The organism is Gordonia abscondita (genome assembly GCF_032711245.1).
GTDB lineage: Bacteria > Actinomycetota > Actinomycetes > Mycobacteriales > Mycobacteriaceae > Gordonia.
Genome location: NZ_CP128986.1, coordinates 3,484,370 through 3,508,276 on the forward strand (window position 1 = coordinate 3,484,370; position 23,907 = coordinate 3,508,276).

22 protein-coding genes and 1 riboswitch are annotated in these 23,907 nt (G+C 66.6%); of the genes, 8 read left to right on the forward strand and 14 right to left on the reverse strand.

Annotated features, from left to right (window positions below):
* The first annotated feature begins 4 nt into the window (after positions 1–4).
* The 7 genes from MP11Mi_RS16345 to MP11Mi_RS16375 all read left to right on the forward strand — a co-directional run bounded on the left by MP11Mi_RS16345 (position 5) and on the right by MP11Mi_RS16375 (position 7,696).
* Positions 5–994, forward strand: a complete 990-nt coding sequence (locus MP11Mi_RS16345) for an amino acid ABC transporter permease (protein ID WP_420712810.1) — start codon at positions 5–7, stop codon at positions 992–994.
* Positions 991–1,770: an amino acid ABC transporter ATP-binding protein gene (locus MP11Mi_RS16350; protein WP_420039932.1), complete on the forward strand. Its 780-nt coding sequence runs from the start codon at positions 991–993 to the stop codon at positions 1,768–1,770. Before MP11Mi_RS16345 ends, MP11Mi_RS16350 begins: the two co-directional genes overlap by 4 nt.
* Positions 1,771–1,887: 117 nt before the next feature.
* The gene (locus MP11Mi_RS16355) at positions 1,888–2,832 is read left to right on the forward strand and encodes a transporter substrate-binding domain-containing protein (protein WP_420039933.1); all 945 of its coding nucleotides are present in this window, start codon (positions 1,888–1,890) and stop codon (positions 2,830–2,832) included.
* Between the two features lie 53 nt (positions 2,833–2,885).
* Positions 2,886–4,100, forward strand: a complete 1,215-nt coding sequence (locus MP11Mi_RS16360) for an LLM class flavin-dependent oxidoreductase (RefSeq protein ID WP_420039934.1) — start codon at positions 2,886–2,888, stop codon at positions 4,098–4,100.
* Positions 4,101–4,113: 13 nt separating this feature from the next.
* Positions 4,114–5,487, forward strand: coding sequence for an NtaA/DmoA family FMN-dependent monooxygenase (locus tag MP11Mi_RS16365; RefSeq protein WP_420039935.1), 1,374 nt, complete (start codon positions 4,114–4,116; stop codon positions 5,485–5,487).
* The gene (locus MP11Mi_RS16370; RefSeq protein ID WP_420039936.1) at positions 5,484–6,578 is read left to right on the forward strand and encodes an LLM class flavin-dependent oxidoreductase; all 1,095 of its coding nucleotides are present in this window, start codon (positions 5,484–5,486) and stop codon (positions 6,576–6,578) included. Before MP11Mi_RS16365 ends, MP11Mi_RS16370 begins: the two co-directional genes overlap by 4 nt.
* A complete protein-coding gene (locus MP11Mi_RS16375) occupies positions 6,575–7,696 on the forward strand; it encodes an LLM class flavin-dependent oxidoreductase (RefSeq protein WP_420039937.1) in 1,122 nt (373 codons plus the stop codon). Before MP11Mi_RS16370 ends, MP11Mi_RS16375 begins: the two co-directional genes overlap by 4 nt.
* A 61-nt stretch (positions 7,697–7,757) precedes the next feature.
* On the opposite strand, the gene ppc is transcribed toward MP11Mi_RS16375, so the two are convergent.
* The 13 genes from ppc to MP11Mi_RS16440 form a co-directional block, all read right to left on the reverse strand.
* On the reverse strand, positions 7,758–10,598 hold the full coding sequence (gene ppc / locus MP11Mi_RS16380) for a phosphoenolpyruvate carboxylase (protein ID WP_420039938.1): 2,841 nt from the start codon (positions 10,596–10,598) through the stop codon (positions 7,758–7,760).
* Between the two features lie 40 nt (positions 10,599–10,638).
* A complete protein-coding gene (secG, locus tag MP11Mi_RS16385; protein WP_420039939.1) occupies positions 10,639–10,875 on the reverse strand; it encodes a preprotein translocase subunit SecG in 237 nt (78 codons plus the stop codon).
* A gap of 114 nt (positions 10,876–10,989) precedes the next feature.
* Complete coding sequence (gene tpiA, locus MP11Mi_RS16390) at positions 10,990–11,790, reverse strand: triose-phosphate isomerase (protein ID WP_420039940.1); 801 nt, start codon at positions 11,788–11,790, stop codon at positions 10,990–10,992.
* Complete coding sequence (locus MP11Mi_RS16395) at positions 11,790–13,010, reverse strand: phosphoglycerate kinase (RefSeq protein WP_420039941.1); 1,221 nt, start codon at positions 13,008–13,010, stop codon at positions 11,790–11,792. Before MP11Mi_RS16395 ends, tpiA begins: the two co-directional genes overlap by 1 nt.
* A gap of 2 nt (positions 13,011–13,012) precedes the next feature.
* Positions 13,013–14,032 carry a type I glyceraldehyde-3-phosphate dehydrogenase gene (gene gap, locus MP11Mi_RS16400; RefSeq protein WP_420039942.1) on the reverse strand — a complete coding sequence of 340 codons (1,020 nt, stop codon included), beginning with the start codon at positions 14,030–14,032 and terminating at the stop codon, positions 13,013–13,015.
* 162 nt (positions 14,033–14,194) lie between these two features.
* Entirely contained in the window at positions 14,195–15,172 is a 978-nt protein-coding gene (whiA, locus tag MP11Mi_RS16405) for a DNA-binding protein WhiA (RefSeq protein ID WP_420042138.1), read from the reverse strand.
* A gap of 112 nt (positions 15,173–15,284) precedes the next feature.
* A complete protein-coding gene (locus MP11Mi_RS16410; RefSeq protein ID WP_420039943.1) occupies positions 15,285–16,313 on the reverse strand; it encodes a gluconeogenesis factor YvcK family protein in 1,029 nt (342 codons plus the stop codon).
* The gene (gene rapZ, locus MP11Mi_RS16415; protein ID WP_420039944.1) at positions 16,310–17,206 is read right to left on the reverse strand and encodes an RNase adapter RapZ; all 897 of its coding nucleotides are present in this window, start codon (positions 17,204–17,206) and stop codon (positions 16,310–16,312) included. The genes MP11Mi_RS16410 and rapZ overlap by 4 nt, the downstream gene beginning before the upstream one ends.
* Positions 17,199–19,244 carry an excinuclease ABC subunit UvrC gene (gene uvrC, locus MP11Mi_RS16420; RefSeq protein WP_420039945.1) on the reverse strand — a complete coding sequence of 682 codons (2,046 nt, stop codon included), beginning with the start codon at positions 19,242–19,244 and terminating at the stop codon, positions 17,199–17,201. Before uvrC ends, rapZ begins: the two co-directional genes overlap by 8 nt.
* 105 nt (positions 19,245–19,349) lie before the next feature.
* Positions 19,350–19,844 (reverse strand): PH domain-containing protein, encoded by a 495-nt coding sequence (locus tag MP11Mi_RS16425; protein WP_420039946.1) that lies wholly within the window; start codon positions 19,842–19,844, stop codon positions 19,350–19,352.
* Positions 19,841–20,311, reverse strand: a complete 471-nt coding sequence (ribH, locus tag MP11Mi_RS16430; RefSeq protein ID WP_420039947.1) for a 6,7-dimethyl-8-ribityllumazine synthase — start codon at positions 20,309–20,311, stop codon at positions 19,841–19,843. Before ribH ends, MP11Mi_RS16425 begins: the two co-directional genes overlap by 4 nt.
* Entirely contained in the window at positions 20,308–21,600 is a 1,293-nt protein-coding gene (locus MP11Mi_RS16435) for a bifunctional 3,4-dihydroxy-2-butanone-4-phosphate synthase/GTP cyclohydrolase II (protein WP_420039948.1), read from the reverse strand. The genes ribH and MP11Mi_RS16435 overlap by 4 nt, the downstream gene beginning before the upstream one ends.
* Positions 21,600–22,223 (reverse strand): riboflavin synthase, encoded by a 624-nt coding sequence (locus MP11Mi_RS16440; RefSeq protein ID WP_420039949.1) that lies wholly within the window; start codon positions 22,221–22,223, stop codon positions 21,600–21,602. Before MP11Mi_RS16440 ends, MP11Mi_RS16435 begins: the two co-directional genes overlap by 1 nt.
* Positions 22,224–22,280: 57 nt before the next feature.
* A riboswitch (FMN riboswitch) is annotated at positions 22,281–22,431 on the reverse strand.
* Between the two features lie 119 nt (positions 22,432–22,550).
* Here MP11Mi_RS16440 and MP11Mi_RS16445 point away from each other — a divergent pair.
* Positions 22,551–22,859 (forward strand): LapA family protein, encoded by a 309-nt coding sequence (locus tag MP11Mi_RS16445; protein WP_420039950.1) that lies wholly within the window; start codon positions 22,551–22,553, stop codon positions 22,857–22,859.
* A gap of 40 nt (positions 22,860–22,899) precedes the next feature.
* On the opposite strand, the gene ribD is transcribed toward MP11Mi_RS16445, so the two are convergent.
* Complete coding sequence (ribD, locus tag MP11Mi_RS16450; protein ID WP_420039951.1) at positions 22,900–23,904, reverse strand: bifunctional diaminohydroxyphosphoribosylaminopyrimidine deaminase/5-amino-6-(5-phosphoribosylamino)uracil reductase RibD; 1,005 nt, start codon at positions 23,902–23,904, stop codon at positions 22,900–22,902.
* Positions 23,905–23,907 lie beyond the last annotated feature (3 nt).

The window sequence follows — 23,907 nt, forward strand, 5'->3', positions numbered from 1 at the left end:
GATCGTGACTCAACTATCCGAGCGACCTCTCACGGTCCCGAATCTCGTCCGCCGTCCCGGAGACGACGAACTCGTCAGGGCACCGCTGGTCGCCGCGCGCCGACCCGGGCAGTGGTTCGGCGTGATCGTGGTGCTGGTCCTGCTGGCGATGCTCGGTCACACGCTAATCGTCAACGAGCGATTCCAGTGGGGCGTAGTCGCCGACTACTTCACCGACGACTCGATCCTTCGGGGTCTCGGGCTGACAATCTGGCTAACCATCGCAGTACTGGCGGTCGGCTACGCACTCGGCATCGTGCTCGCCGCCATGCGGCTGTCTCACAACAAGCTGCTCTCGTCGATCGCGTTCGCCTACGTGTGGTTGTTTCGCTCGGTGCCGCCGCTGGTCCAGCTCCTCTTCTGGTATGAACTGGCATCGCTCTACCCGCAGCTGTCGATCGGCGTTCCATTCGGACCGGAGTTCGCTTCGTTCGACACCGCACGCCTGTTCGGCGGAGTCTTCGCCGCGTTCGTCGCCCTGTCGCTGGACATCGCCGCATTCGCCGCCGAGATAGTCCGCGGCGGACTTCTGTCGGTTGACCGCGGCCAGACCGAGGCCGCACAGTCGATGGGGCTCGGGCGGCTGCGCATCTTCGGTCGCATTGTGCTGCCGCAAGCGATGCCGTCGATCATCCCGGCGTCCGGCAATATGCTCATCGGCCTACTCAAGGCCACCTCGATTGTCAGCGTCATCGCCGTCCAGGATCTGCTCTATTCCGCCGAGCTCATCTATCAGCAGAACTACCTGATCATTCCGCTCCTCCTCGTGGCGACGCTCTGGTACATCATCCTCACGACGCTGCTGTCGATCGGCCAGCACTATGTTGAGCGGCACTATGCACGCGGCAGACGCGGTGGACGCGGCCGTACGCCGCTGCGCCGAACCTTCCGCAACAATCTGCCTCTCCTGGGCTCCGCCTGGTCACGTATCAACGCGAACGGAGCGAAGTCATGAGCGCCCCGGAACTCGATTCGACACAGGCGGTGCGGATCCGTGGCCTGTCCAAGAGCTTCGGCGGTGCGAGCGTGCTGCAGGGGATAGACCTCGACATCGCCGAAGGCGGGGTGACTGTCGTGATCGGCCCCTCGGGATCGGGCAAGTCCACGCTGCTGCGATGTGTCAATCATCTCGAGCGCCCCGACGCCGGATTTGTCGAGGTCAGCGGCGAGGTCATCGGGTACCGTCCGGTCGGCGGTCGCCTCCGGGAACGCTCCGCCCGCGATATCGCCCGCCAGCGATCGCAGATCGGTATGGTCTTCCAACAGTTCAACCTGTTCGGCCATCTCACCGCCGCTCAGAACATCGCCGAGGGTCCGATAGCCGCGGGCGTTCCGCGAGTCCAGGCTCTCGCTGCCGCATCCGCTTTGCTCGCCAGGGTCGGTCTCGCAGGGCGCGACGGCGCTTACCCGGCGCAGCTGTCGGGCGGGCAGCAGCAGCGTGTGGCCATCGCGCGGGCACTCGCCCAGAAGCCACGCATCATCCTGTTCGACGAACCGACGAGCGCCCTGGATCCAGAACTCGTCGGTGACGTCCTCGCCGTGATCCGCGACCTCGCGGACGACGGCATGACGATGCTCATCGTCACTCACGAACTGGGCTTCGCCCGCGAGGTCGCGGACACTGTCGTCTTCGTCGACGGCGGCCAAATCGTCGAATCTGGTCCGCCGCGCACTGTGCTCGCCGCTCCGTCTCACGAACGGACACGCGCATTCGTCTCCGCCGTCCTCTGAATTCGCCGCACCTTTTCGCATCCGGCCTTTGCTATCCCGGGCCATCGGATCCCGGCCCCGCCCACACCGTCACTTCCCCGTCATCCATTTCCTCCTCATTACCGACAAGGACATCTCATGTCGCACTCGCGCACTAGGTCACGACGTCTCGCCGCAGCGGGAGCGCTGTTCCTGGCCGCCTCCATCGGTCTGACCGCATGTGGATCGGACTCGAAATCGGACACTGCCGCGGGCTCCGCCGCTGTGCCCACTCAGGACGTGGTCTCGGCCATCGCGCGAGACGACCGTGTCGCCGCGCTACTGCCGGCCGACGTGCGCGCCTCGGGCGCCCTCACTGTCGGTTCGGTCGAAGCGGTCGGTCAAGCTCAACTGCCGCACGCCGGCGTCGCCGACGGCGAGCAGGTCGGTCTTGACATCGACGTCGCGAACGCGGTCGCCAAGGTCCTCGGGGTCGACTGGCACCGCGAATACGGCACGTTCGCGACGATCGTGCCCGGGGTACAGAACGGCCGGTACCAGGTGGGGCAGGCGAACTTCGGTGTCACGAAGGCCCGCACCGAGGTGCTCGACTTCGCCACCTACCTGAACGACGGCCAAGGGTTCCTCGGAGCCTCCACGGTGGACGCCGACAAGATCGCGACACTCACCGACGCGTGCGGATACCGGATCGCCACGACCCCGGGGTCGACGTTCCAGACGCTGTTGGAGACCCACGCGGACGACTGCGCGAAACAAGGCAAGGAACCGTGGACCGTTCAGTACTTCGCCGACCAGGGACCCATCGTCCTCGGCCTGCAGAACGGCAAGGTCGACCTGATGTTCGGCCCCACGCTGAGCCTGCGATACGCAGCGCAACACATCCCGAACACGAAATTCCTCGGCGAGCTCACGACGACACCAGTCGGGTTCGTCACCGCCAAAGGCTCACCGATCGCCCCCGCACTGAACGCGGCAGTCAACAAGCTCATCGACACCGGCGACTACCACCGCATATTCGAGAAGTGGGGGGTGACGCAGACGGAGGTCAAGCGGTCCGAGATTAATCCGTCTGCGACCTTCTGACCGCCGAGTCCCCGAGCTTCCCTGATCCGACGCACCTCACCGAGGAGGACCCTATGTCCGACACCACCGACCTGCATCTCGCGATCGCGCTCGACGGCGCTGGCTGGCATCCCGCCGCATGGCGAGATGCCGACGCCCGACCCGCCGACCTGTTCACCGCACCGTATTGGGTGAGCCTGGCGGCGACCGCTCGGCGAGGACTCGCCGACTTCGTGACGATCGAGGACGCCTTCGAACTGCAGTCCGACGAGTTCGGCACACCCGACACCCGAACCGATCGGGTGCGCGGACGCCTGGACGCGGTCGACATCGCAGCCCGAATAGCTCCCTCGGCCCCGGGACTCGGAGTGCTCCCGACTGCCGTCGCGACTCTCACCGAACCGTTCCACCTGTCGAAGGCGATCGCCACCCTCGACTACGTGAGCACCGGCAACGCGGGCGTCCGAATCCAGGTGGCCGGCGCGGCAGCGGCCCGGAACGTCGGACGCCGGACTCTGCCCACCGTCACGGCGGACCGACTGGGCTCCCCCGAGGCCGAAACGCTCGTCCGGGAACTATTCGGCGAGGCACGCGACTACGTCGACGTGCTCCGTCGCCTGTGGGACAGCTGGGAGGACGACGCGGAGATTCGGGACGTCGCGTCCGGACGATTCATCGATCGGCACAAGCTGCACTACATCGACTTCGACGGCCCCCATTTCTCGGTGCGCGGCCCGTCGATCACGCCCCGGCCGCCGCAAGGGCATCCCCCGGTCGCCGCTCTCGCCCACACCGCGCCCGGGTACGAGCTGATCGGTTCGTCCGCCGACATCGGCTTCGTCACTCCGCGCGATCACGCGGACGCGGAGTCGATCGTGGCGAGTATCAGATCGGCACAGCGCGCCGCGGGCCGCGGCGACGACGCCGTCCACGTCTTCGGCGAACTTGTGGTCGTGCTCGATGACACCGTCGAGGCGGCACGCGCCCGACTCGATCGACTCGACGACGCCGCGGGTTCCGCGTACACGAGCGACGCCGAAATCTTCGTCGGAACCGCGAGCGGCCTCGCTGATCTTCTGGTCGATCACAGCACGGCGGGGCTGACGGGCTTCCGGCTGCGGCCGGCGACACTGCCGCACGACCTCGAGCAGATCGTCGATCGCCTTGTTCCCGAACTCCGTGCGCGCGGCGCCTATCCCGAGACACACCGTGCGGGCTCTCTCCGTGAACGTCTCGGCCTGTCTCGACCCGCCAACCGTTACGCGGCCGCCGCGTCGACCACAGCATGAGGAGGATCCGACCATGACCGAGACCACCAAGCAGATTCATCTCGCCGCCCACTTCCCCGGTGTCAACAACACGACCGTGTGGAGCGACCCGGCGTCGGGCAGTCACATCGAGTTCGACAGCTTCACGCGGTTCGCGCGCGACGCCGAACGCGGAAAATTCGACTTCCTCTTTCTCGCCGAGGGGCTGCGTCTGCGCGAGCAGAACGGCGAGATTTACGACCTCGATGTCGTGGGACGCCCGGACACGTTCACCATCCTGACCGCGCTCGCCGCCGTCACCGAGAGAATCGGGCTGACCGGAACCATCAACTCGACGTTCAACGAGCCGTTCGACGTCGCCCGCCAGTTCGCGTCGCTCGACCATCTGTCCGCCGGTCGCGCCGCTTGGAACGTGGTGACGAGCTGGGATGCGTTCACCGGCGAGAACTTCCGTCGCGGCGGATATCTCGCCGAGGAGGACAGGTACGACCGCGCCCGCGCATTCCTGGCCGCGGTCACCGAACTATGGGACTCGTGGAGCGACGACGACGTTGTCGCTGACCAAGCGTCCGGAACCTTCCTCGGGTCCGCGGACGCGGGGACATACGCCGTTCACGACCGGTTCTTCGACATCGAGGGCCGATTCACCGTGCCGCGAACTCCGCAGGGAAGGCCGGTGATCTTCCAGGCCGGCGACTCCGATCAGGGACGTGACTTCGCTGCGGCGAAGGCCGACGCGATCTTCTCTCGGCACGCCGCCGGAGACGATGCGCGCGCGTTCTATCGGGACGTCAAGAAGCGTCTGCCCGGCTTCGGGCGGCAACCGGACGAGCTCTTGATCCTGCCAGCGGCTACGTTCATCATCGGCGACACTGAGGACGACGCCGCCGAACTATCCCGTGAGGTGCGTCTCGCCCAGGTCTCACCGGCGACTGCCGTCCGGTTCATCGAACAGCTCTGGAATACCTCGCTCCCCGACTTCGACCCGGACGGTGCGTTCCCGTCCTTCGATCCGGTGCCTGGCGACTCGACGGTGTCGAAAGGGCGAGCGAGCGTTCGGATGTTCGGTCGCAGTGCACTCGAACTCGCCGAACAGTGGCGGGCCGCCGCAGCCGCCGACGGACTGTCCGCACGCGAAGCCGTCGCGAACTCGTTCGGCAGGCATGCGTTCGTCGGCACCGCCGAGTCGGTCGCGACTCAGATCGATCACGAGGTCCAGACCGACGCCGCCGACGGATACATCCTGGTACCCCACGTCACACCGGGCGGTCTGGCCCCGTTCGTCGATCACGTGGTCCCGATCCTTCAGGAGCGTGGCGTGTTCCGCACCGAGTACGAGGGGACCACGCTGCGCGATCACCTCGGACTCCGACGCCCCGCCGAGCGTCGGGATACGGCCGCATCATGAGATTCATCGCGATCACGCTCATCGCGCGATCACCGGATCCGCAGACCGGAGAGCTGACGCCCACCGCGGAGCGTTTCCGGCAGGTCCTCGACTACGCGCGGTACGCCGAGGAGCTCGGATTCGACGGGTTCGGCGTCGGCGAACGACACGAGCGACCGTTCCTGTCGTCGTCGCCAGCCGTGTGGCTCAGTCATCTCGCGGCGCTGACCTCCCGCATCCGGCTCTTCACGACGGTCGCGACGCTGTCGCTCGTCGATCCGGTACGGGCCTTCGAGGACTACGCGACCCTCGACCACCTGTCGGGCGGCCGACTCGAACTAATCATCGGCAAAGGCAACGGATCGGCACAACGCGATCTGTTCGCGGTATCCGAGGACGATCAGTGGGCCCGCAACGCTGAATCGCTCGACGTGTTCCGGCGATTGTGGGCGGACAACACGATCACCTACGACACTCGGTTCCGCCCGCCGCTGGACGACGCCGAGGTCTGGCCGGAACCGTTGCAGCGACCGATCCGCATCTGGCACGGCAGCGCTACGAGTACGGCGTCGATCGACCTAGCTGCCCGCTACGGCGATCCCATCTTCTCGGCGAACGTCACCAATCGAATCAGCCCGTACACCGCGCTCATCCGGCGCTATCGCGAGCAGTGGGCGGCGCACGGCCACGACAGCGCCGAGGCTGCGGTGGGCGCCGGTACGGCTGGACTGTCCGTGCACCGCCGGTCGCAGGACGCGGTCGCCGCGTACCGTCCGGCGTTCGCGCAGTACCTCGCCGCGCACCGGCAGTCCGGAGCCGACCCTGCGTTCACCACTCTCGACGAGTTCGTCACGGACTCGTCCGCGCTGATCGGCAGTCCGCAGCAGGTCGTCGACAAAGTGCACAAGTATCACGAGCAGTTCGGTCACAGTCTCGTGCATGTACAGGCCGAGCCAGGAGGGATCGAGCCTGCAGCCCACCGCGAATCGCTTGCTCTGTTCCAGTCCGACGTCGTACCTGCGCTGCGGCACCTGCCCGACCCACCGTGGGGCTGGGGTTCGCCGCCGGTCGGCTCGTCCGCCACTGCCCGACAGGAGTCCGCGACACCATGACCAACACACCGCTCACCGTTCTCGACCTGGTGCCCATCGCGAGCGGATCGACGGCATCGACTGCGATCGCGAACAGCATCGACTTGGCCCGACACGCCGAAGAAGCCGGCTACGCCCGCTACTGGTTCGCCGAACACCATCTCAACCCCGGGGTCGCCGGGACCTCGCCTGCCGTGCTCCTCGCCCTGACCGCGTCGGCGACGTCGACGATCCGGCTCGGCACGGCGGCGGTCCAGATGGGTCATCGCACAGCGTTGTCGACCGTCGAGGAGTTCGGCCTTCTGGACGCGGTCCACCCCGGCCGCTTCGACCTCGGGCTCGGCCGCTCCGGAGGCAAACCGCCGGACGCGCTCGTCGCGACGACGCCGCGACCGATCACCGACGGCCGCACCGATAACGGGCTGCCGATTCCGGCGCCGTTCGACTGGTCGCAACTGTTCGGCAGTCCGCGCATAGCGCTCGCACAGGGACTCCTCCAGCTGCCCGGAGCAGTACCTCAGGACTACGCCGAGCAAGTCGGCGACGTACTCACTCTCCTGGCTGGCGAGTACGTTGACGAGAACGGACAGGAGGCACACGTCGTGCCCGGCGAGGGCGCGGACCTGCAGGTGTGGATCCTGGGATCGAGCGCAGGTTCGAGCGCGCGGGTCGCAGGTGAACACGGGCTCCGGTTCGGCGCCAACTACCACGTCAGCCCGGCGACAGTCCTTGAAGCAGTTGATGCGTATCGATCGACGTTCATCGCGTCCGACGACCTCGAAGTCCCCCACGTGAGCGTGTCCGCGGACGTCGTCGTCGCCGACACGCATGCCGACGCTGTCGAACTAGCCAGCGGCTACGCACCCTGGGTGCGCAGTATCCGGTCACTCGAGGGCGCCATCGAGTTCCCGACGCCCGAGCAGGCGCGAGCGTTTACGTGGAGCGACGACGACGCCGCCCTGGTCGCCGACCGGATCGAGACTCAGTTCGTGGGAACACCGTCCGAGGTCGCCGACCACTTGGAGCGTTTGCGTGACGCGACGGCAGCGGACGAGCTGATTGTCACCACCATCACCCATGACCACCGCGACCGGCTGCGGTCATATCAGCTCCTCGCCGACGAGTGGGACCGACGGTGACCGGGGACCACCAGAGCGCAGAACTATCGAGCTCGGCCCGCCCGCCGCGGCCTGATCGAGGCTAACCGCTGTTTCGCAGCGCCGTCGCCAACCCGTTCATCGTCAATTGGATGGCGCGGCGGATCTGAGGAGAGTCATCGCCCGCGCGGAAGCGTTCTAGCAGCTCCACCTGAAGAAGGTTGAGCGGTTCCAAATACGGGAACCGGTTGACCACTGAACGCTTCAACGCGTCGTTGTCGGCCAGAAGGTCGTCGGTCCCGGTTATCGCCGCACACATCGCGATGGTGCGCTCATGTTCGTCGACGATCATCGAGAACACCCGATCGCGCAATTCGACGTCGGGCACCAGCTGCGCGTACCGGTAGGCCAGACCCATGTCGCTCTTGGCGAGCACCTGCGCCATGTTCGACATCACCGATCGGAAGAACGGCCAACGGCGATAGTAGTCGGCGAGCGTCGCGATCCGGTCCGGGTCGTCGCCGACCCACTCCGCGAACGCACTGCCGGTGCCGTACCAGCCGGGCAGCATCACCCGGCATTGCGTCCACGACAGCACCCATGGGATCGCACGCAGATCGGAGATCGCGGTGGTCTGTTTCCGTGACGTCGGCCGACTCCCGATATTGAGCGCGCCGATCTCCGACAGGGGCGTCGATGACGTGAAGTATTCGACGAAACCCGGCGTCTCGTGGACGAGCCTCGAATACGCGCGGCGAGCCGACGCAGCGATCTCATCGAACACCCGGTACGCCTGATCTGAATCGTCGCCGAGCCCTTCGACGTCGAGCAGCGACGATTCGATCGTCGCCGCCACCAACGACTCGAGGTTGCGTCGGGCACTGACCGGTTCGGCATACTTGGCGGCGATGATCTCGCCCTGCTCGGTGAGACGCAGCGATCCTTGGACTGCCCCCGGCGGTTGCGCGAGGATCGCGTCGTAGGTCGGCCCACCGCCACGCCCGACGGTGCCGCCCCGGCCATGGAACAGTCGGAGCCGGACGCCCGCCGCGCGGGCGGCGTCCACGAGGCCGAGCTCGCCGCGGTACAGCGCCCAGTTGGCCGCGAAGTACCCACCGTCCTTGTTCGAGTCGGAGTACCCGAGCATCACCTCGTGCGTGTCGCCCTGGTTTCGGACGAGGTCGCGGTAGAAGTCCAACGCGAGCGTGTCGGTGAGGATCTGGGCACCGCTCTGCAGGTCTTCGATGGTCTCGAACAGCGGCACCACCCGCACGCTGCACGACGGTGACCCCGTCCCGGCGTCGTAGAGGCCCGCTTCTTTGAGGAGGACCATTGCTTCGAGCATGTCCGACACCGACTGGCACATGCTGATGATGTAGTCGGGGACAGCGTGCGCACCGAAACGGTCGACGGCTGCCGCGGCAGCATGGACGACGCCGAGTTCCTTGGTCGCCAGCTCGCTCAACTGTGCGTCGGGGGTGGTGAGCGGTCGGCGTGAGGTCAGTTCGCCGGTCAGTACCCGCACCCGCTCGCCTTCGTCGAGGCCCGCGTAGTCGTCGCACACCCCCGCCCACGCGAGGAGTTCGGCGACGACCTCCTCGTGAGTCTCCGAGTTTTGGCGCATATCCAGCCCCGACAGGTGGAAACCGAAGGTCCGCACGGCCTCTCTCAGCGAGGCGAGACGGTCATCGGCGATGGCGTCGTCGAACACCGCGCGCAGGGCGGAGTCGATCACGTCGAGGTCGGTCAGGAACTCGGCGGCGTCCGCGTATGGCTCCGACGCGGACGCGAGCGCACGGTCGGCCGGTGCGACGAAATCGTCGCCAAGCGTGCGTTCGGCGCGTGCTAGTAGACGCGACCGCACCGCGGTGACCGCGGACCGGAACGGCTCGTCGTCGACGCCTCCGGGATATTCGTGTGCGAACCGACTGCCCAACGCAGTCAGATCGTCGGCGACGCCGCGGACCAGGCGCACCGACATAGCGAGTTCTTGGTGCAGTTCGGCGAGTTCGGCGAGGTGATGGCGCATGACGGCAGCGGCCGCCGACGTCGTGGCCTCGGTGACGATGTCGCCGTTCACGAACGGGTTGCCGTCGCGGTCGCCGCCGATCCACGAACCCATCGAGATCACCGACATCGCGTCGAGGTCGGCCGCCGGAAACACCTCGGCGAGGGCGCTACGTACATCGTTGTTGAGCGCTGGCACCACGTCGAAGAATGAGGCGTCGTAGTAACGCAGGCCGGTTGTGATCTCGTCGCTGATCGTCAGTCTGCGCATGCGAATCAATGCGGTCTGCCAGAGCATGAGGATTTGCCGGGAGATGTCGCGAGTGATCGCGGCGTCCTCCTCGGCGGTCAGTTCGCCGCGTCCCCGTTCGCGCATGAGCGCGGTGATGCGGTTCTGGGCGTCGAAGATGCTGCGTCGGCGCGTCTCGGTGGGGTGCGCGGTGATGACCGGCACCACCTGCGAGTCGGCGAGGATCTCGCCGACCCTCGCATCGGAGAGCCCCGAGGCGGCGAGTCGCGCGAAGGTGGCACCAAGCGACGACGCCTGCGGCGGGTCGCCCGCGAGCACGTGGATGCGCCGTCGACGTTCACGGTGGAGGTCTTCGCCGAGATTGGCCAGGAGCGCGAAACTGGTGAATGCCCGGATCACCGGCATGAGGTCGTCGACCGGCCGCCCGGTGTAGCGTCCGGCGAGTTCGTCGCGGCTGACGTCCGCATATCGGACGCCGAACGCGTCGATGCGCGAGTTCTCTACGAGCTCGAAGACCTCGTCGCCCGCCTGGCTGCGGATGACGTCACCGAGCAGACCGCCCAGATAACGGATGTCGTCGCGAAGCGGTTCGGTGGCCGACCGCCCGGATTCTTCGACGACGATGCGCTCCACCATCGGAGTCGAGACGGCGCGGCGGAAAGTTTCAGCGTTCGTACCGGTTGCCATGCGTCCCAACATACTCGGGACTCAGGGACACTCGGCCGGGTTACGCGCCGAACTTGATATCGAGGCCGACGCCGATGATCAGAATGACCCATAGCAGGCCGATGAAGATCGTGAGACGGTCGAGGTTCTTCTCGACGACAGAGGAACCGGACAGGCTCGACTGGACGCCGCCACCGAACAGCGACGAGAGTCCGCCGCCCTTGGCCCGGTGAAGCAGAACCAGCACGATCAGCAGGAGGCTGGTGATGATCAAGCCGATGTCGAGCGCGAGAGTCACGAGTCGATGGTCCTGTCAGTCTGTGGGTCGCGGCCCGTAGGCCGCCGGAAAGCATTGTGGCAGGTCGCTCCGCATAGGAGCAACCTGCCACAGTCTACGCGATAGAAGCTCGGATCAGAGCAGCGGCCCGCCCGCGGCGATCGCCGAGAGTTGCGCGAACTCGCCCGACTTGAGCGACGCACCGCCGACGAGCGCCCCGTCGACGTCGGTCTGCCCGACGATCTCGCCGACGTTCTTCGCACTGACACTGCCGCCGTACAGGACGCGTACCGCGTCGGCGGTCGCCTGGTCGGCAAGCTCGGCGAGCGCACCGCGGACGGCAGCGCACACCTCTTGAGCATCGCTTGCGCTGGCCACCCGACCGGTGCCGATGGCCCACACGGGTTCGTATGCGACAACGACCTCGGCGATCTCGGCGGGGCTGAGCCCCGCGAGCGACGCCTTGATCTGCGTGACGTTGTACGCCACGTGCTCGCCCGCTTCGCGGACGTCCAGACCTTCGCCGATACACACGATCGGAGTCAGACCGTGCTTGAGCGCGGCTTTGGTCTTCGCCAGCACCGTCTCGTTCGACTCGCCGTGCAGAGTGCGCCGTTCCGAGTGTCCGACAACGGCGAACGTGCAGCCGAGCTTGGCGAGGAACGCACCGCTGATCTCGCCGGTGTACGCGCCCGAATCATGTTCGGAGACATCCTGTGCACCGTAGGTCAGCAGCAGCTTGTCGCCGTCGACGATCGTCTGGACGCTGCGAATATCGGTGAACGGCGGGATCACCGTCACGTCGACCTTCTCGAAGTACTTCTCGGGAAGCGCGAAAGCGATCTTCTGCACCAGGGCGATCGCCTCGAGGTGGTTCAGATTGCACTTCCAGTTACCCGCGATGAGGGGCTTGCGTGGCCCTGTCGATGCGGCCATCACGCATTCACCTCCAGCACGGACAGGCCCGGAAGCTCCTTGCCCTCAAGGTATTCCAACGACGCACCGCCGCCTGTCGAGATATGTGAGAACGCTTCGTCGGCGAGTCCGAGCGCGCGAACGGCTGCCGCCGAATCGCCGCCGCCGACCACCGAGAACGCGCCGCCCGCGGTCGCCGTCACGATGGCCTCGGCCACGCCGCGGGTGCCCGCCGCGAACTTCTCGAATTCGAAGACGCCTGCCGGGCCGTTCCAGAACACGGTCTTGGCACCGGTCAGGACCGCTGCGAAACGTTCAACGCTGCCCGGGCCGATGTCCAAGCCCATTCCTTCGGTGAAGCCGTCCGCGGTCTTCACGATCGACGTCGACGCGTCCGGAGCGAACTTGTCGGCGACGACGATGTCGTGAGGCAGGTGGATGACGTCGCCGAACCGCTCAAGGAGATCCTTGCAGGTGTCGACCATGTCCTCCTGCAGCAGCGAGTCGCCCACCGGGCTGCCCTGCGCCTTGATGAACGTGAACGCCATGCCGCCACCGATCACCAGGGTGTCGACCTTCGGTGCGAGCGCTTCGATGACGGCGAGCTTGTCCGAGACCTTCGAACCGCCGAGCACCACCGCGTACGGGTGTTCGACCGAGTCGCCGGTGATCTTCGCGAGCACGTCGACCTCGGTCGCGACCAGGTCGCCGGCGTACGACGGCAGCACCTTCGCGACGTCGTAGACCGACGCCTGCTTACGGTGCACGACACCGAAACCGTCCGAGACGAACGCACCGTCATCGCCGACCAACTCGACGAGCGCCGCGGCCAGCTGTGCACGCGCGGCGTCGTCCTTGCTGGTCTCCCGCGGATCGAAGCGGATGTTCTCCAGCAGGAGGACATCACCGTCGGTGAGCCCTTCGGCTCGGGCGAGTGCGTCGCTGCCGACGACGTCGCCTGCGAGCTGCACGTTGCGGCCCAGTTCCTCCGACAGCCGAGCTGCGACCGGCGTCAACGACAGCGCCGGATCCACGTGACCTTCGGGTCGACCGAGGTGCGCGGTGACGATGACCTTCGCGCCCGCGTCAACTAGCGTCTTGATCGTCGGCGCCGACGCGATGATGCGCCCGGCGTCGGTGATCTCTGCGCCGTCGAGCGGCACGTTCAGGTCAGACCGAACCAGCACGCCCCGGCCCTGCACGCCGTCGGCGAGCAGGTCCTTCAGGGTACGGACAGCCATGTTTACAGCGACTTCGCGACGAGGCCGATGAGGTCAGCGAGTCGGTTCGAGTAGCCCCACTCGTTGTCGTACCAGGAGACGATCTTGACCTGGTCATCGATCACCTTGGTCAGGCCTGCGTCGAAGATCGACGAGTGCGGATCGGTGACGATGTCCGAAGAGACGATCGGATCCTCGGTGTACTTGAGGATGCCCTTGAGCGGCCCCTCGGCTGCGGCCTTCATCGCGGCGTTGATCTCTTCGGCCGTCGCAGGCTTGCGCAGGTTCGCGGTGAGGTCAGTGACCGAACCCGTCGGGATCGGCACGCGCAGCGCGTAACCGTCGAGCTTGCCGAGCAGCTGCGGGAGGACCAGGCCGATGGCCTTCGCGGCACCGGTGCCGGTCGGGACGACGTTGAGAGCTGCGGCGCGGGCGCGACGCAGGTCGCTGTGCGGGCCGTCCTGCAGGTTCTGGTCCTGTGTGTAAGCGTGGATCGTCGTCATCAGACCCTTGACGATGCCGAACTCGTCATCGAGGACCTTGGCGATCGGGCCGAGGCAGTTCGTGGTGCACGACGCGTTCGAGATGATGGTCTGGCTGCCGTCGTACTGGTCGTCGTTGACGCCCATCACGATGGTGATGTCCTCGCCCTTGGCGGGAGCCGAGATGATTACCTTCTTCGCGCCGGCCTCGAGGTGCCCCTTAGCTTTGGCCGCGTCGGTGAAGATGCCGGTCGACTCGACGACGACGTCGACGCCCAGTTCGCCCCAGGGGAGTTCAGCCAGCGGACCGCGGTGCGACAATGCCTTGATCTTCTGGTCGCCGACGACGATGGTGTCATCGCCCTCGAGCGAGACGTCGTGCGACAGACGGCCGAGGATCGAGTCGTACTTGAGCAGGTGCGCGAGGGTCGCATTGTCGGTCAGGTCGTTGACCGCGACGATCTCGATGTCGGTGGTTCCCAGCGCCTTCTGCGCATCCACGGCACGGAAGAAGTTGCGGCCGATACGGCCGAAGCCGTTGACGCCTACGCGAACAGTCACTGTTGAGCTCCTTAGCGGTGTGTGAAGAGCCGCGGTGTTCGCGCGACCCGTTGTGTTCAGCGTAGTGTGCGTCTCCCCCGAGGTCACGAGGTGGTCTCGGGTGTGACGACTCCCACGCGGTGAACGTGACGGCGCTGACGCGCCGATGACGAACGGGAGCGGTTACGCGTCGTCCATCAGATCGGCGGTGACCGCCGACTCAGTGTCGGGCAGACCCTCCGACCGAGCTTTCTTGTCGGCCATCGACAGCAGCCTGCGGATCCGTCCGGCGACGGCGTCCTTCGTCATCACCGGATCGGCCAGTTGACCGAGTTCCTCCAACGACGCCTGCCGGTGCTGGACGCGGAGCGAGCCCGCGGCCACCAGGTGGTCGGGCACTTCGTCGCCGAGGATCTCTAGCGCGCGTTCGACTCGGGCGGCCGCGGCGACCGCGGCGCGCGCCGACCGGCGCAGGTTCGCGTCGTCAAAGTTGGCGAGCCGGTTCGCGGTCGCCCGGACCTCACGTCGCATCCGACGTTCTTCCCACACCAGTCGGGTGTCGTGGGCGCCCATCCGGGTAAGGAGCACGCCGATCGCTTCGCCGTCGCGGATCACGACGCGGTCGGCGCCGCGCACTTCTCTGGCCTTCGCGGTGACGCCGAGCCTGCGCGCCGATCCGACGAGGGCGAGCGCGGCTTCGGGCCCGGGGCAACTGACCTCGAGGGCCGACGACCGGCCGGGCTCGGTGAGTGACCCGTGCGCGAGGAACGCACCGCGCCACGCGGCTTCGGCGTCGCCGACGGTGCCACCGACGACCTGAGCGGGAAGACCACGTACCGGGCGGCCGCGCATGTCCAGCAAACCGGTCTGTCTGGACAGGCCCTCGCCGTCCTTGGTGACACGGAGAATGTAGCGGGCGCTCTTACGCGCCCCGCCCGAACGGAGCACATGCACATCCGCCGAATATCCGAATAGGTCGTGAATCTCGTATCGCAGTCGCCGTGCGACATTCCCGAGGTCGACCTCGGCCTCCACGATCACCCGACCGTTCTGAATGTGCAGATCCCCCGCGAAGCGCAGCAGAGCCGACACTTCGGCCTTTCGGCAACTGATCTGGGTCACCGACAGACGGCTGAGCTCGTCTTTGACGGAACCTGTCATCGCCACTGGTCGCACCCTCCTGTAAACAACTCGATTCTCCCCCGACTCGCATGCTTCCGAGCTCGATCACACGAGCGGCAGGCAAACAGCGCAGTGGGATTGACTTTACCGGTCACGATCCGCCGCCCAACAGGCGCGCCAGCGTCTGCGCCGACTTGCGTGGATCGTGTTCGTGTGTTCCGGCCACCGCGAGATCGGCGACGACGAGGCGCGCCCCGAACGACGCCGCTGCTCGTTCGAGGTGCTCCCGTTCAGATCCGGCGGGCACCGACGCCGCATCGACGACCACGTCGTCGACGCGCATCGAATCGGCGTGCGCGTGCAGGACGTGCAGGTGTCGTTCGACGGAGAACCCGGTGGTCTCCCCTGGTTCGTTCGCGAGGTTGACGAACAGCACTTTGCGCGCGGACGTCGCCCGCAGTGCTTCGACTTGGCCCGGCACCAGCACGTGCGGGATGACGCTGGAGAACCATGATCCGGGGCCTAGGGTCACCAGGTCGGCGGCCATGATCGCATCGACCGCTTCCGCGCACGGGGCGGGCTCGGTGGGGATCACGCGGACTCGACGAACCTTGCCCGGGGTGGTCGCTACGGCGACCTGGCCGCGGATGACCCGGCTCATCCGCGGATCGGACTCGAGTCCCGACACATCGGCCTCGATGACCAGCGGGACTGTCGCCATCGGCAGGACACGGCCGTCGATCCCGAACAAGTCGACCATCGCGTCGAGCGCTTGGACGACGTCGCCGGTCAACTCTTCGACCCCAGCCAGCATGAGGTTGCCGACGGGGTGGCCCGCGAGCGCGCCGTAGCCACCGAGCCGGTGCTGCAAAATCCGCGACCACCGTTTGTGTCTCGCGGCGGCCGCCGGATCGCGGGCGAACTGATCGTCGATCGCGGCCGGTGCGCCCATGAGCGCGGCGAGCGCCATTCGCAGATCGCCGGGCGGGATGCCGCCGAGCTCGTTGCGCAACCGGCCCGACGAACCACCGTCGTCCCCGACTGTCACGACGGCGGTGACGTGCGGTGTCAGGTACCGCACCGCGGTAAGCGTGTTGAACAGACCGTGCCCGCCGCCGAGCGCGACGGCCTTCAACCCGATCGGCTGTCCGCCCGATACCCCCGGCCCGCCCGACGTCATTCGCGCCCCAGATCCCGGTGTGTCACCTGGACCTTGTACGCGGATTCTCCGTCCTCGCCGACAGCGGCGGAGAGCCGCCGCGCGAGCTCGGTCGACATGGCGACGCTCCGATGCTTGCCGCCGGTGCAGCCGACACCGATCGTCATGTACCCCTTACCTTCTCGGCGGTAGCCACGAGCCACGATGCCAACCAGCTCGATGTAGCGCTCGATGAAGTCGAGGGCATCGTCCTGCCCGAGCACGTAGTCGCGGACCGCGGCATCGCGCCCGTTGTGTTCGCGCAGTTCCGGAATCCAATACGGATTAGGGAGGAATCGGACGTCGACGACGAGGTCGCAGTCGATCGGCAGACCGTACTTGAATCCAAATGACTGCACCGCGACCGACAGTGCGCTGCCACCGACGTTCGGGAACGTGCTCTCGACGATTGCACGCAACCGGGTTGAACTGAGGTTCGAGGTGTCGATCACGGTTCCTGCCGCCGCCTGGACGTCGGCGAGCAGCAGTCGTTCGGCCGCGATTCCCTCGCCGAGCGTACCGTCGCCCTGCAGCGGATGTCGGCGTCGGACCTGCTCGAACCGGCGGACGAGCACTTCGTCGGACGCGTCGACGAAGATCACTCCGGTGCGGATCCGGGCCGCTTCGAGCTCGTCACGCAGCGCGGCGACCGATTCGCCGAACGACGAGTGCCCGGCGCGCACGACCATCGCGATCTTCTGGCCCTTGACGCCTTCGGCACGAACCTGCTCGATCACCTGCGCGATCACCGACACCGGCACATTGTCCGTGACGTACCAGCCGTCGTCTTCGAGTACATTCGCGACCGAGGTCCGCCCGGCGCCGGACATACCGGTCACAAAGAGCACTGTCGTCAAACCGTCGTTGTCAACCATGGACCGGCTCCTCCTGTGTCGACGTGTCTGCCGCGGCGTCGGCATCCCCCGCCTTCGACTCATCTGTACTGGTCTCGCCCCGCAACGCGTCGTGCACCGCTTGCGCGGTCGCCGCCCCGATACCGCGCACCTGCGCGATGTCGTCGACCGTGGCCTTCGTCAGATTGGCGACCGAGCCGAAGTGAGTCACCAGGGCGGTGCGACGTGTGGCACCGAGACCCGATATGCCGTCGAGTGCCGACGCCGTCATGCGTTTGCTGCGTTTACTCCGGTGGAAGGTGATCGCGAACCGGTGAGCTTCGTCGCGCACGCGCTGCAACAGGAAGAGGGCTTCACTGTTGCGCGGCAGGATCACCGGTTCATCATCTCCCGGGACCCACACTTCTTCGAGCCGTTTCGCGAGTCCGATGATCGCGACGTCGGTGACTCCGAGTTCGTCGAGGACCGCCGCAGCCGCGTGGACCTGCGGCGCACCGCCGTCGACGACGAACAGGTTCGGCGGGTATGCGAACTTGCGGGTCTTCTTCTCCACCTCGCCGCCCGGCACGGGTTGCGCCACCTCAGATCCGGTCCCGGTCACCACGTCGGCCGCCGACTTGTCGCCGTCGACCGGCGGCGGCGTCGGATCGCCGCCTCGGTGTCGCAGGAAACGTCTGCGTGTGACTTCCGCGATCGATGCGACGTCGTCGGAATGTCCGTCGCCCGCCGCCTCCTTGATGCCGTAGTGCCGATAGTCGGATTTGCGGGACAGCCCGTCCTCGAACACGACGAGCGACGCGACGACGTCGGTGCCCTGCACGTGCGAAATGTCGATGCATTCGATGCGCAGCGGCGCGACGTCGAGCCCCAAGTACTCCTGTAGTTCGGTGAGGGCCGCCGACCGCGTCGTCAGATCGCCCGCACGTTGCAGCTTGTGCCGAGCCAGCGCGTCCGAGGCGTTGCGTTCGACGGTCGTCATCAGGTTCCGCTTATCGCCACGTTGCGGGATGCGGACCTCGACACGCGCTCCGCGGCGTTCGGACAGCCACTCCTGCATCTGAGTCGGATCGTCCGGCAGGAACGGGACGAGTACTTCTCGGGGGATACCCGAACTCATCTCGGATTCAGCACCGTAGAACTGGGTGAGGAACGCTTCGACTTGTTCGGCCGGAGTCGCGTTCTCCTGGACTTCGACGACCCAGCCGCGTTCGCCGCGGACCCGGCCGTCGCGGACGTGGAAGATCTGGACCGACGATTCGAGTTCGTCACCGACCATCGCGATCACGTCCGCGTCGGTTCCGGTACCGAGGACGACCGCTTGCTTCTCCATGGCCCGTTTGAGCGCGGATACGTCGTCGCGCAGGCGGGCAGCTCGCTCGAAGTCGAGCTCGTCGGCGGCGGCGGTCATGTCCCGTTCCATCCGCCGGATCAGTGTGTCGGTACGTCCGGCAAGGAAGTCGCAGAAGTCGTCCGCGATCTGGCGGTGCTCGTCGGCGTCGACCCGTCCCACACACGGCGCAGCACACTTGTCGATGTAACCGAGCAGACAGGGCCTCCCCATCTGCTCGCTGCGGCGGAACACCCCGGTCGAACAAGTTCTGACCGGGAAGACTCGGGTCAGCAGGTCGACGGTCTCCCGGATCGCCCACGCGTGCGAGTAGGGGCCGAAGTACCGGACGCCCGGTTTGCGCGCCCCGCGATAGACGAAGACCCTCGGATACTCCTCGTTGAGTGTCACCGCGAGCATCGGGTACGTCTTGTCGTCCCGGTAGCGAACGTTGAAGCGCGGATCGAACTCCTTGATCCAGTTGTATTCGAGTTGGAGCGCTTCCACTTCGGTGCCGACGACCGTCCACTCGACGGACGCCGCCGTCGTCACCATCTGCCGGGTCCGCGGATGCAGTCCGGTGAGGTCGGCGAAGTACGACGTCAGTCGCGATCGTAGGTTCTTGGCCTTGCCGACGTAGATCACGCGCTGGTGCGCGTCGCGGAACTTGTAGACGCCAGGGTCGGTCGGGATCGCCCCCGGAGCCGGGCGGTAGGTCGACGGGTCTGCCACAGGATCCAGGGTAGTCGTCATGTCAGACAGTTCGGGACGCCCGCGTCGCCGGCGGCGAACGGACCCGTCTTCGCTCGGTGGATATCTGCCTTAGCCCAGGCCTGCTCAGTGCGTCGGCGCGTACTCGCCCTGCAGTTCGCGGAAACGAGTCATCGCGTCGATGGCGCGTTCAGCGTCGCGCGCCTGCACCGCGAGTACCGGGATGTGCTCGTCGTACGGGAGCAGGAGGTGGGCCGACCACCCCTTCTCCGGATACTCGAGGCCTTGGACCTCGTCCCATTCCCAGATGCGCTCGCCGACGAGATTGCGGACTCCAACGCCGTCGGCACCGACGCGCAGACGCGCCCGGGTCGGCATCAACAACACTCCGGCGATGACGAAGCCGACGGCAATGAGACCAATCTTGTCCGACCAGCCGACACCGACACCCGTATAGGAGATGTCCAGGAGCAGCCCGAAGGTCAAGTGGATCGCGATCACGACGCCCGCCGCCCAGAAGGCGACCCGCCGGATCCACTGTGGCGTGTACACCAGGTCCCAGTGGCCGGCCGGATTCGAACCGGCCCGACTCGGCTCCCCCGGCGTAGGGTCGGGACTCATCCCAACTTCCGGATGGTCAACGCGGAAGCGATCGCGGCGGTCATCGCCTGTGCGCCCTTGTCCTCGTCCGATCCGGGCAGTCCTGCGCGGTCGAGCGCCTGCTGTTCGGTCAGAGTGGTGAGGACACCGTTGCCGACCGGAGTCGACTCGTCCAGCGACACCCGGGTCAGTCCGGCGGTCACCGCATCGCACACGTACTCGAAGTGCGGTGTCCCGCCCTTGATGACGACGCCCAACGCGACGACGACATCGTGTGTGCGGGCCAGCGCCTGCACGATCACCGGCAGCTCGATCGCTCCGGCGACTCGCACCACGGTCGGCTCGGTGACTCCCGCGCGCTCCGCGGCGCGCACCGCGCCGTCGAGTAGAGCGGTGCAGATCTTCTCGTGCCATTGCGACGCCGCGATCGCCACTGTCAGGCCGCTCGCATCGTCGAGGTCGAGTGTCGGTTCTCCGCTGCCACTCATGCGCCTTCACCCTTCCCCTCGATGACCGGGGTGTCGAAGTCGTCGAGACCGTCCAGCAGGTGGCCCATCCGGTCACGTTTGGTCTTCAGGTATCGAAGGTTCTCGGCGTTGGCGCGCAACGGCATCGGGACACGGTCGACGATTTGCAGACCGTACCCGTCGAGGCCGACTCGCTTGGCCGGATTGTTCGTGAGCAAACGCATGGACCGAACGCCGAGATCGACGAGTATCTGCGCGCCGAGACCGTAGTCGCGGGCGTCTGCGGGCAAGCCGAGTTCGAGGTTGGCGTCGACGGTGTCGGCTCCCGCATCCTGCAGCTGGTATGCCTGCAATTTGTGCATGAGACCGATGCCGCGGCCTTCGTGGCCACGCATGTAGAGGACGATGCCGCGGCCTTCGGCTGCCACCATCTCCAGAGCGGCGTCGAGTTGTGGGCCGCAGTCGCACCGCAGCGAGCCGAACACGTCGCCGGTCAGGCACTCCGAGTGGACACGGACGAGGACATCTTGACCGTTGCCCTCGTCGCCAGCGATGTCGCCCATCACGAGCGCGACATGCTCGGCTTCGTCGTACGGACTTGAGTAGCCGACCGCGCGGAACGTGCCGTGGGTCGTCGGAATGCGGGCGTCGGCGACGCGCTCGACGTGCTTCTCGTTTCGGCGGCGCCACGAGATGAGATCGGCGATCGAGATCATGGCGAGATCGTGCTCGTCGGCGAAGACACGCAGTTCGTCGGTCTGCGCCATCGAACCGTCCTCCTTCTGCGAGACGATCTCACAGATGGCGCCCGCGGGTCGCAGCCCGGCGAGCTTAGCGAGGTCGACTGCTGCCTCGGTGTGCCCGGGGCGACGCAGTACGCCGCCCTCTTTCGCGCGCAGCGGCACCACGTGGCCGGGACGGGTCAGCTCGTCTGCCGTGGCGTTCGGGTCGGCGAGCAGACGCATCGTCGTTGCGCGATCGGTGGCGCTGATACCGGTGGTGACGCCGTCGCGGGCGTCGACGGTGACCGTGTACGCAGTGCCGTGCTTGTCTTGATTCTGCGAGAACATCGGCGGCAGGCCGAGACGGTCGCAGTCATCACCTTCCAGCGGCACGCACAGGTACCCGGAGGTGTAGCGCACCATAAATGCGACGAGCTCGGGGGTCGCCTTCTCGGCGGCGAAGATCAGGTCGCCTTCGTTCTCCCGGTCCTCGTCGTCGACGACGACGACGGCTTTGCCCGCTGCGATATCGGCGATCGCCCGATCGACCGAGTCCAGCACGGCACGATTCTCATTCTTCTCGCTCATCAGCGCTGTCCTTCGTCCGTGCCGGCGCTCTGCAAGCGCTCGACGTACTTCGCGATCACATCGACTTCCAAGTTCACTCGGACGCCGACCGTTATTGCCCCGAGGGTGGTCTCGGCGAGTGTCGTCGGTATCAACGACACTTCGAGCCAGTCGCCGTATTCCCCGTCGAAGCCGATGCGCGAGACAGTCAGCGAGATACCGTCGACGGTGATCGAGCCCTTCTCGACGATGTATTTAGCGAGCTCGGTGGGCACGGCGACGCGCACAACGGTCCAGTTCTCGCTCGGCGACACCGCGACCGCCGAACCGACTCCGTCGACGTGGCCTTGCACGATATGCCCGCCGAATCGGCCGCCCGCGGCCATCGCTCGTTCCAGATTTACTGGCGCGCCCGCGGACAGCGCCTCCAGCGAGCTGCGCCTCAACGTCTCCGCCATCACGTCGACAGTGAAGTCCGCGTCGCCGAGTTCGACGACGGTCAGGCACACGCCATTCACCGCGATCGAGTCACCGAAGGACGCGTCGCTGGTGACGAGGGGTCCGCGAATGCGGAAACGTGCGGCTTCTTCAAGGTCTTCGCGGCCGACGATCTCGCCGCGTTCCTCAATGATTCCGGTGAACACCGTCTCTCCTTTGCACGCGAGCGCTCGGGACAGACAGTTCGCGGCACCGTACCGCGCTGCCGTTCTCTCGTATCCGGACTATGACCGTCGGCTCCGGAATCACACCGGAATCTGCTGTCCCCGCACACCAGGTGCGAGCGCTCGCGGGCTCGACCCGTTGCCGGGCATCACCGCCGGTGGGGACTTTCACCCCGCCCCGAGAACTACCTTCCGAAGGTAGCACGCTGATGACACGTCGTGTCGCTCGCACTCGCTCCGGCCTGCGGTGTTAGATAGACCCACGCCGGGCCGAATATCGCGCCCGCCTGAGAGACTGCGAGTTCGCCCATGCCCACTAATGAGTTCGGGCCCACAAACGAATTCGGGGCGACCAACACCTCCGGTCGCGCACCGCGTCGCCGTGCCGCTGCGAGCGGGGAGAAACCGAGTCGCGATGTCCTGGCGTTCCTGAAGCGGTACTGGATCGCGATAGTTCTCGTGATCCTCGTGATCGTTTTCATCCTGACGAACACCAATAAAGCCGACCTAACCCTCGGCTGGGTGACGGTCAGTTCACCACTATGGCTCACGTTGACGGTCACGGTTCTCGTCGGATTCGTGGTCGGCTGGTTCGTCGGGCGACGCCAGCGGGACTGATCGGTATAACAGGACCGGCCGAATTAGCCAGATTGGCCGGTCACGTCTGGTCCCGGATCAGAGTCACCAGCAGGTCGTCGTCGAGTTCAGCGACCGACTCGCGGCGAAAGCGATGTGCTTGCGTCAATGTCGTCACCGATGGGTCCGCGATCGCCGCCGCCCCGGCCCCGAGGACTATCGGCGCGAGATATGCGTGCACCTCGTCGACGAGATCAGCGGCGAGGAACGCTCCGACGATCGCCGGTCCGCCTTCGACGATGACGGCGAGCGAGTCAGGCAGCAACGCGAGCACCTCGTGCGGGTCGTGACTTCGAGCATGCACGAAGGGCGACGTTCCGTCGCGTAGTCGCGCCGTCAGGCCGACCTCACGCCACCCCATCACCACCCGGGTCGGCTGATGCGGATACATCGACCCGTCGGGGCGGCGCGCGGTCAGCGACGGATCGTCGGTGAGCGCGGTCCCGGTTCCGACGATGATCGCGTCGACGGCACCTCGCTGCGCGTGTGCGTGTTCGCGTGCGGCGGCCCCTGTGATCCACTGGCTGGTGCCGTCCGGCGCGGCGATCCGGCCGTCGACGGTTGCCGCGATCTTCACCGTCACATACGGACGTCCGGACTCCTGGCGACACAGCCAGCCGCGCAGCGGGCCGCGGCGGACTTCCCCTTCGAGGACACCGCCGGACACCTCGACGCCCGCGTCGCGCAGGGTCTGTGCGCCGCCTGCCGCCGACGGGTTGGGGTCACCTACGCCGTAATGGACGGCGGCGACACCCGCATCGATCAACGCCTGCGCGCACGGACCCGTGCGACCGGTGTGGTTGCACGGTTCGAGTGTGACGACCGCGGTGCCGCCGAGAGCCGCATCACCCGCCTCACGCAATGCCATCACCTCGGCGTGCGGTCCGCCAGGCTGCTGGGTTCGCCCGACGCCGACGACCAGCCCGTCGGCGTCGAGGATCACGGCGCCAACCGGCGGATTGGGCGAACTAGCACCGCGCGCCGCGGTTGACGCGCTGATGGCTCGCCGCATCGCGGTATCGATCATCGC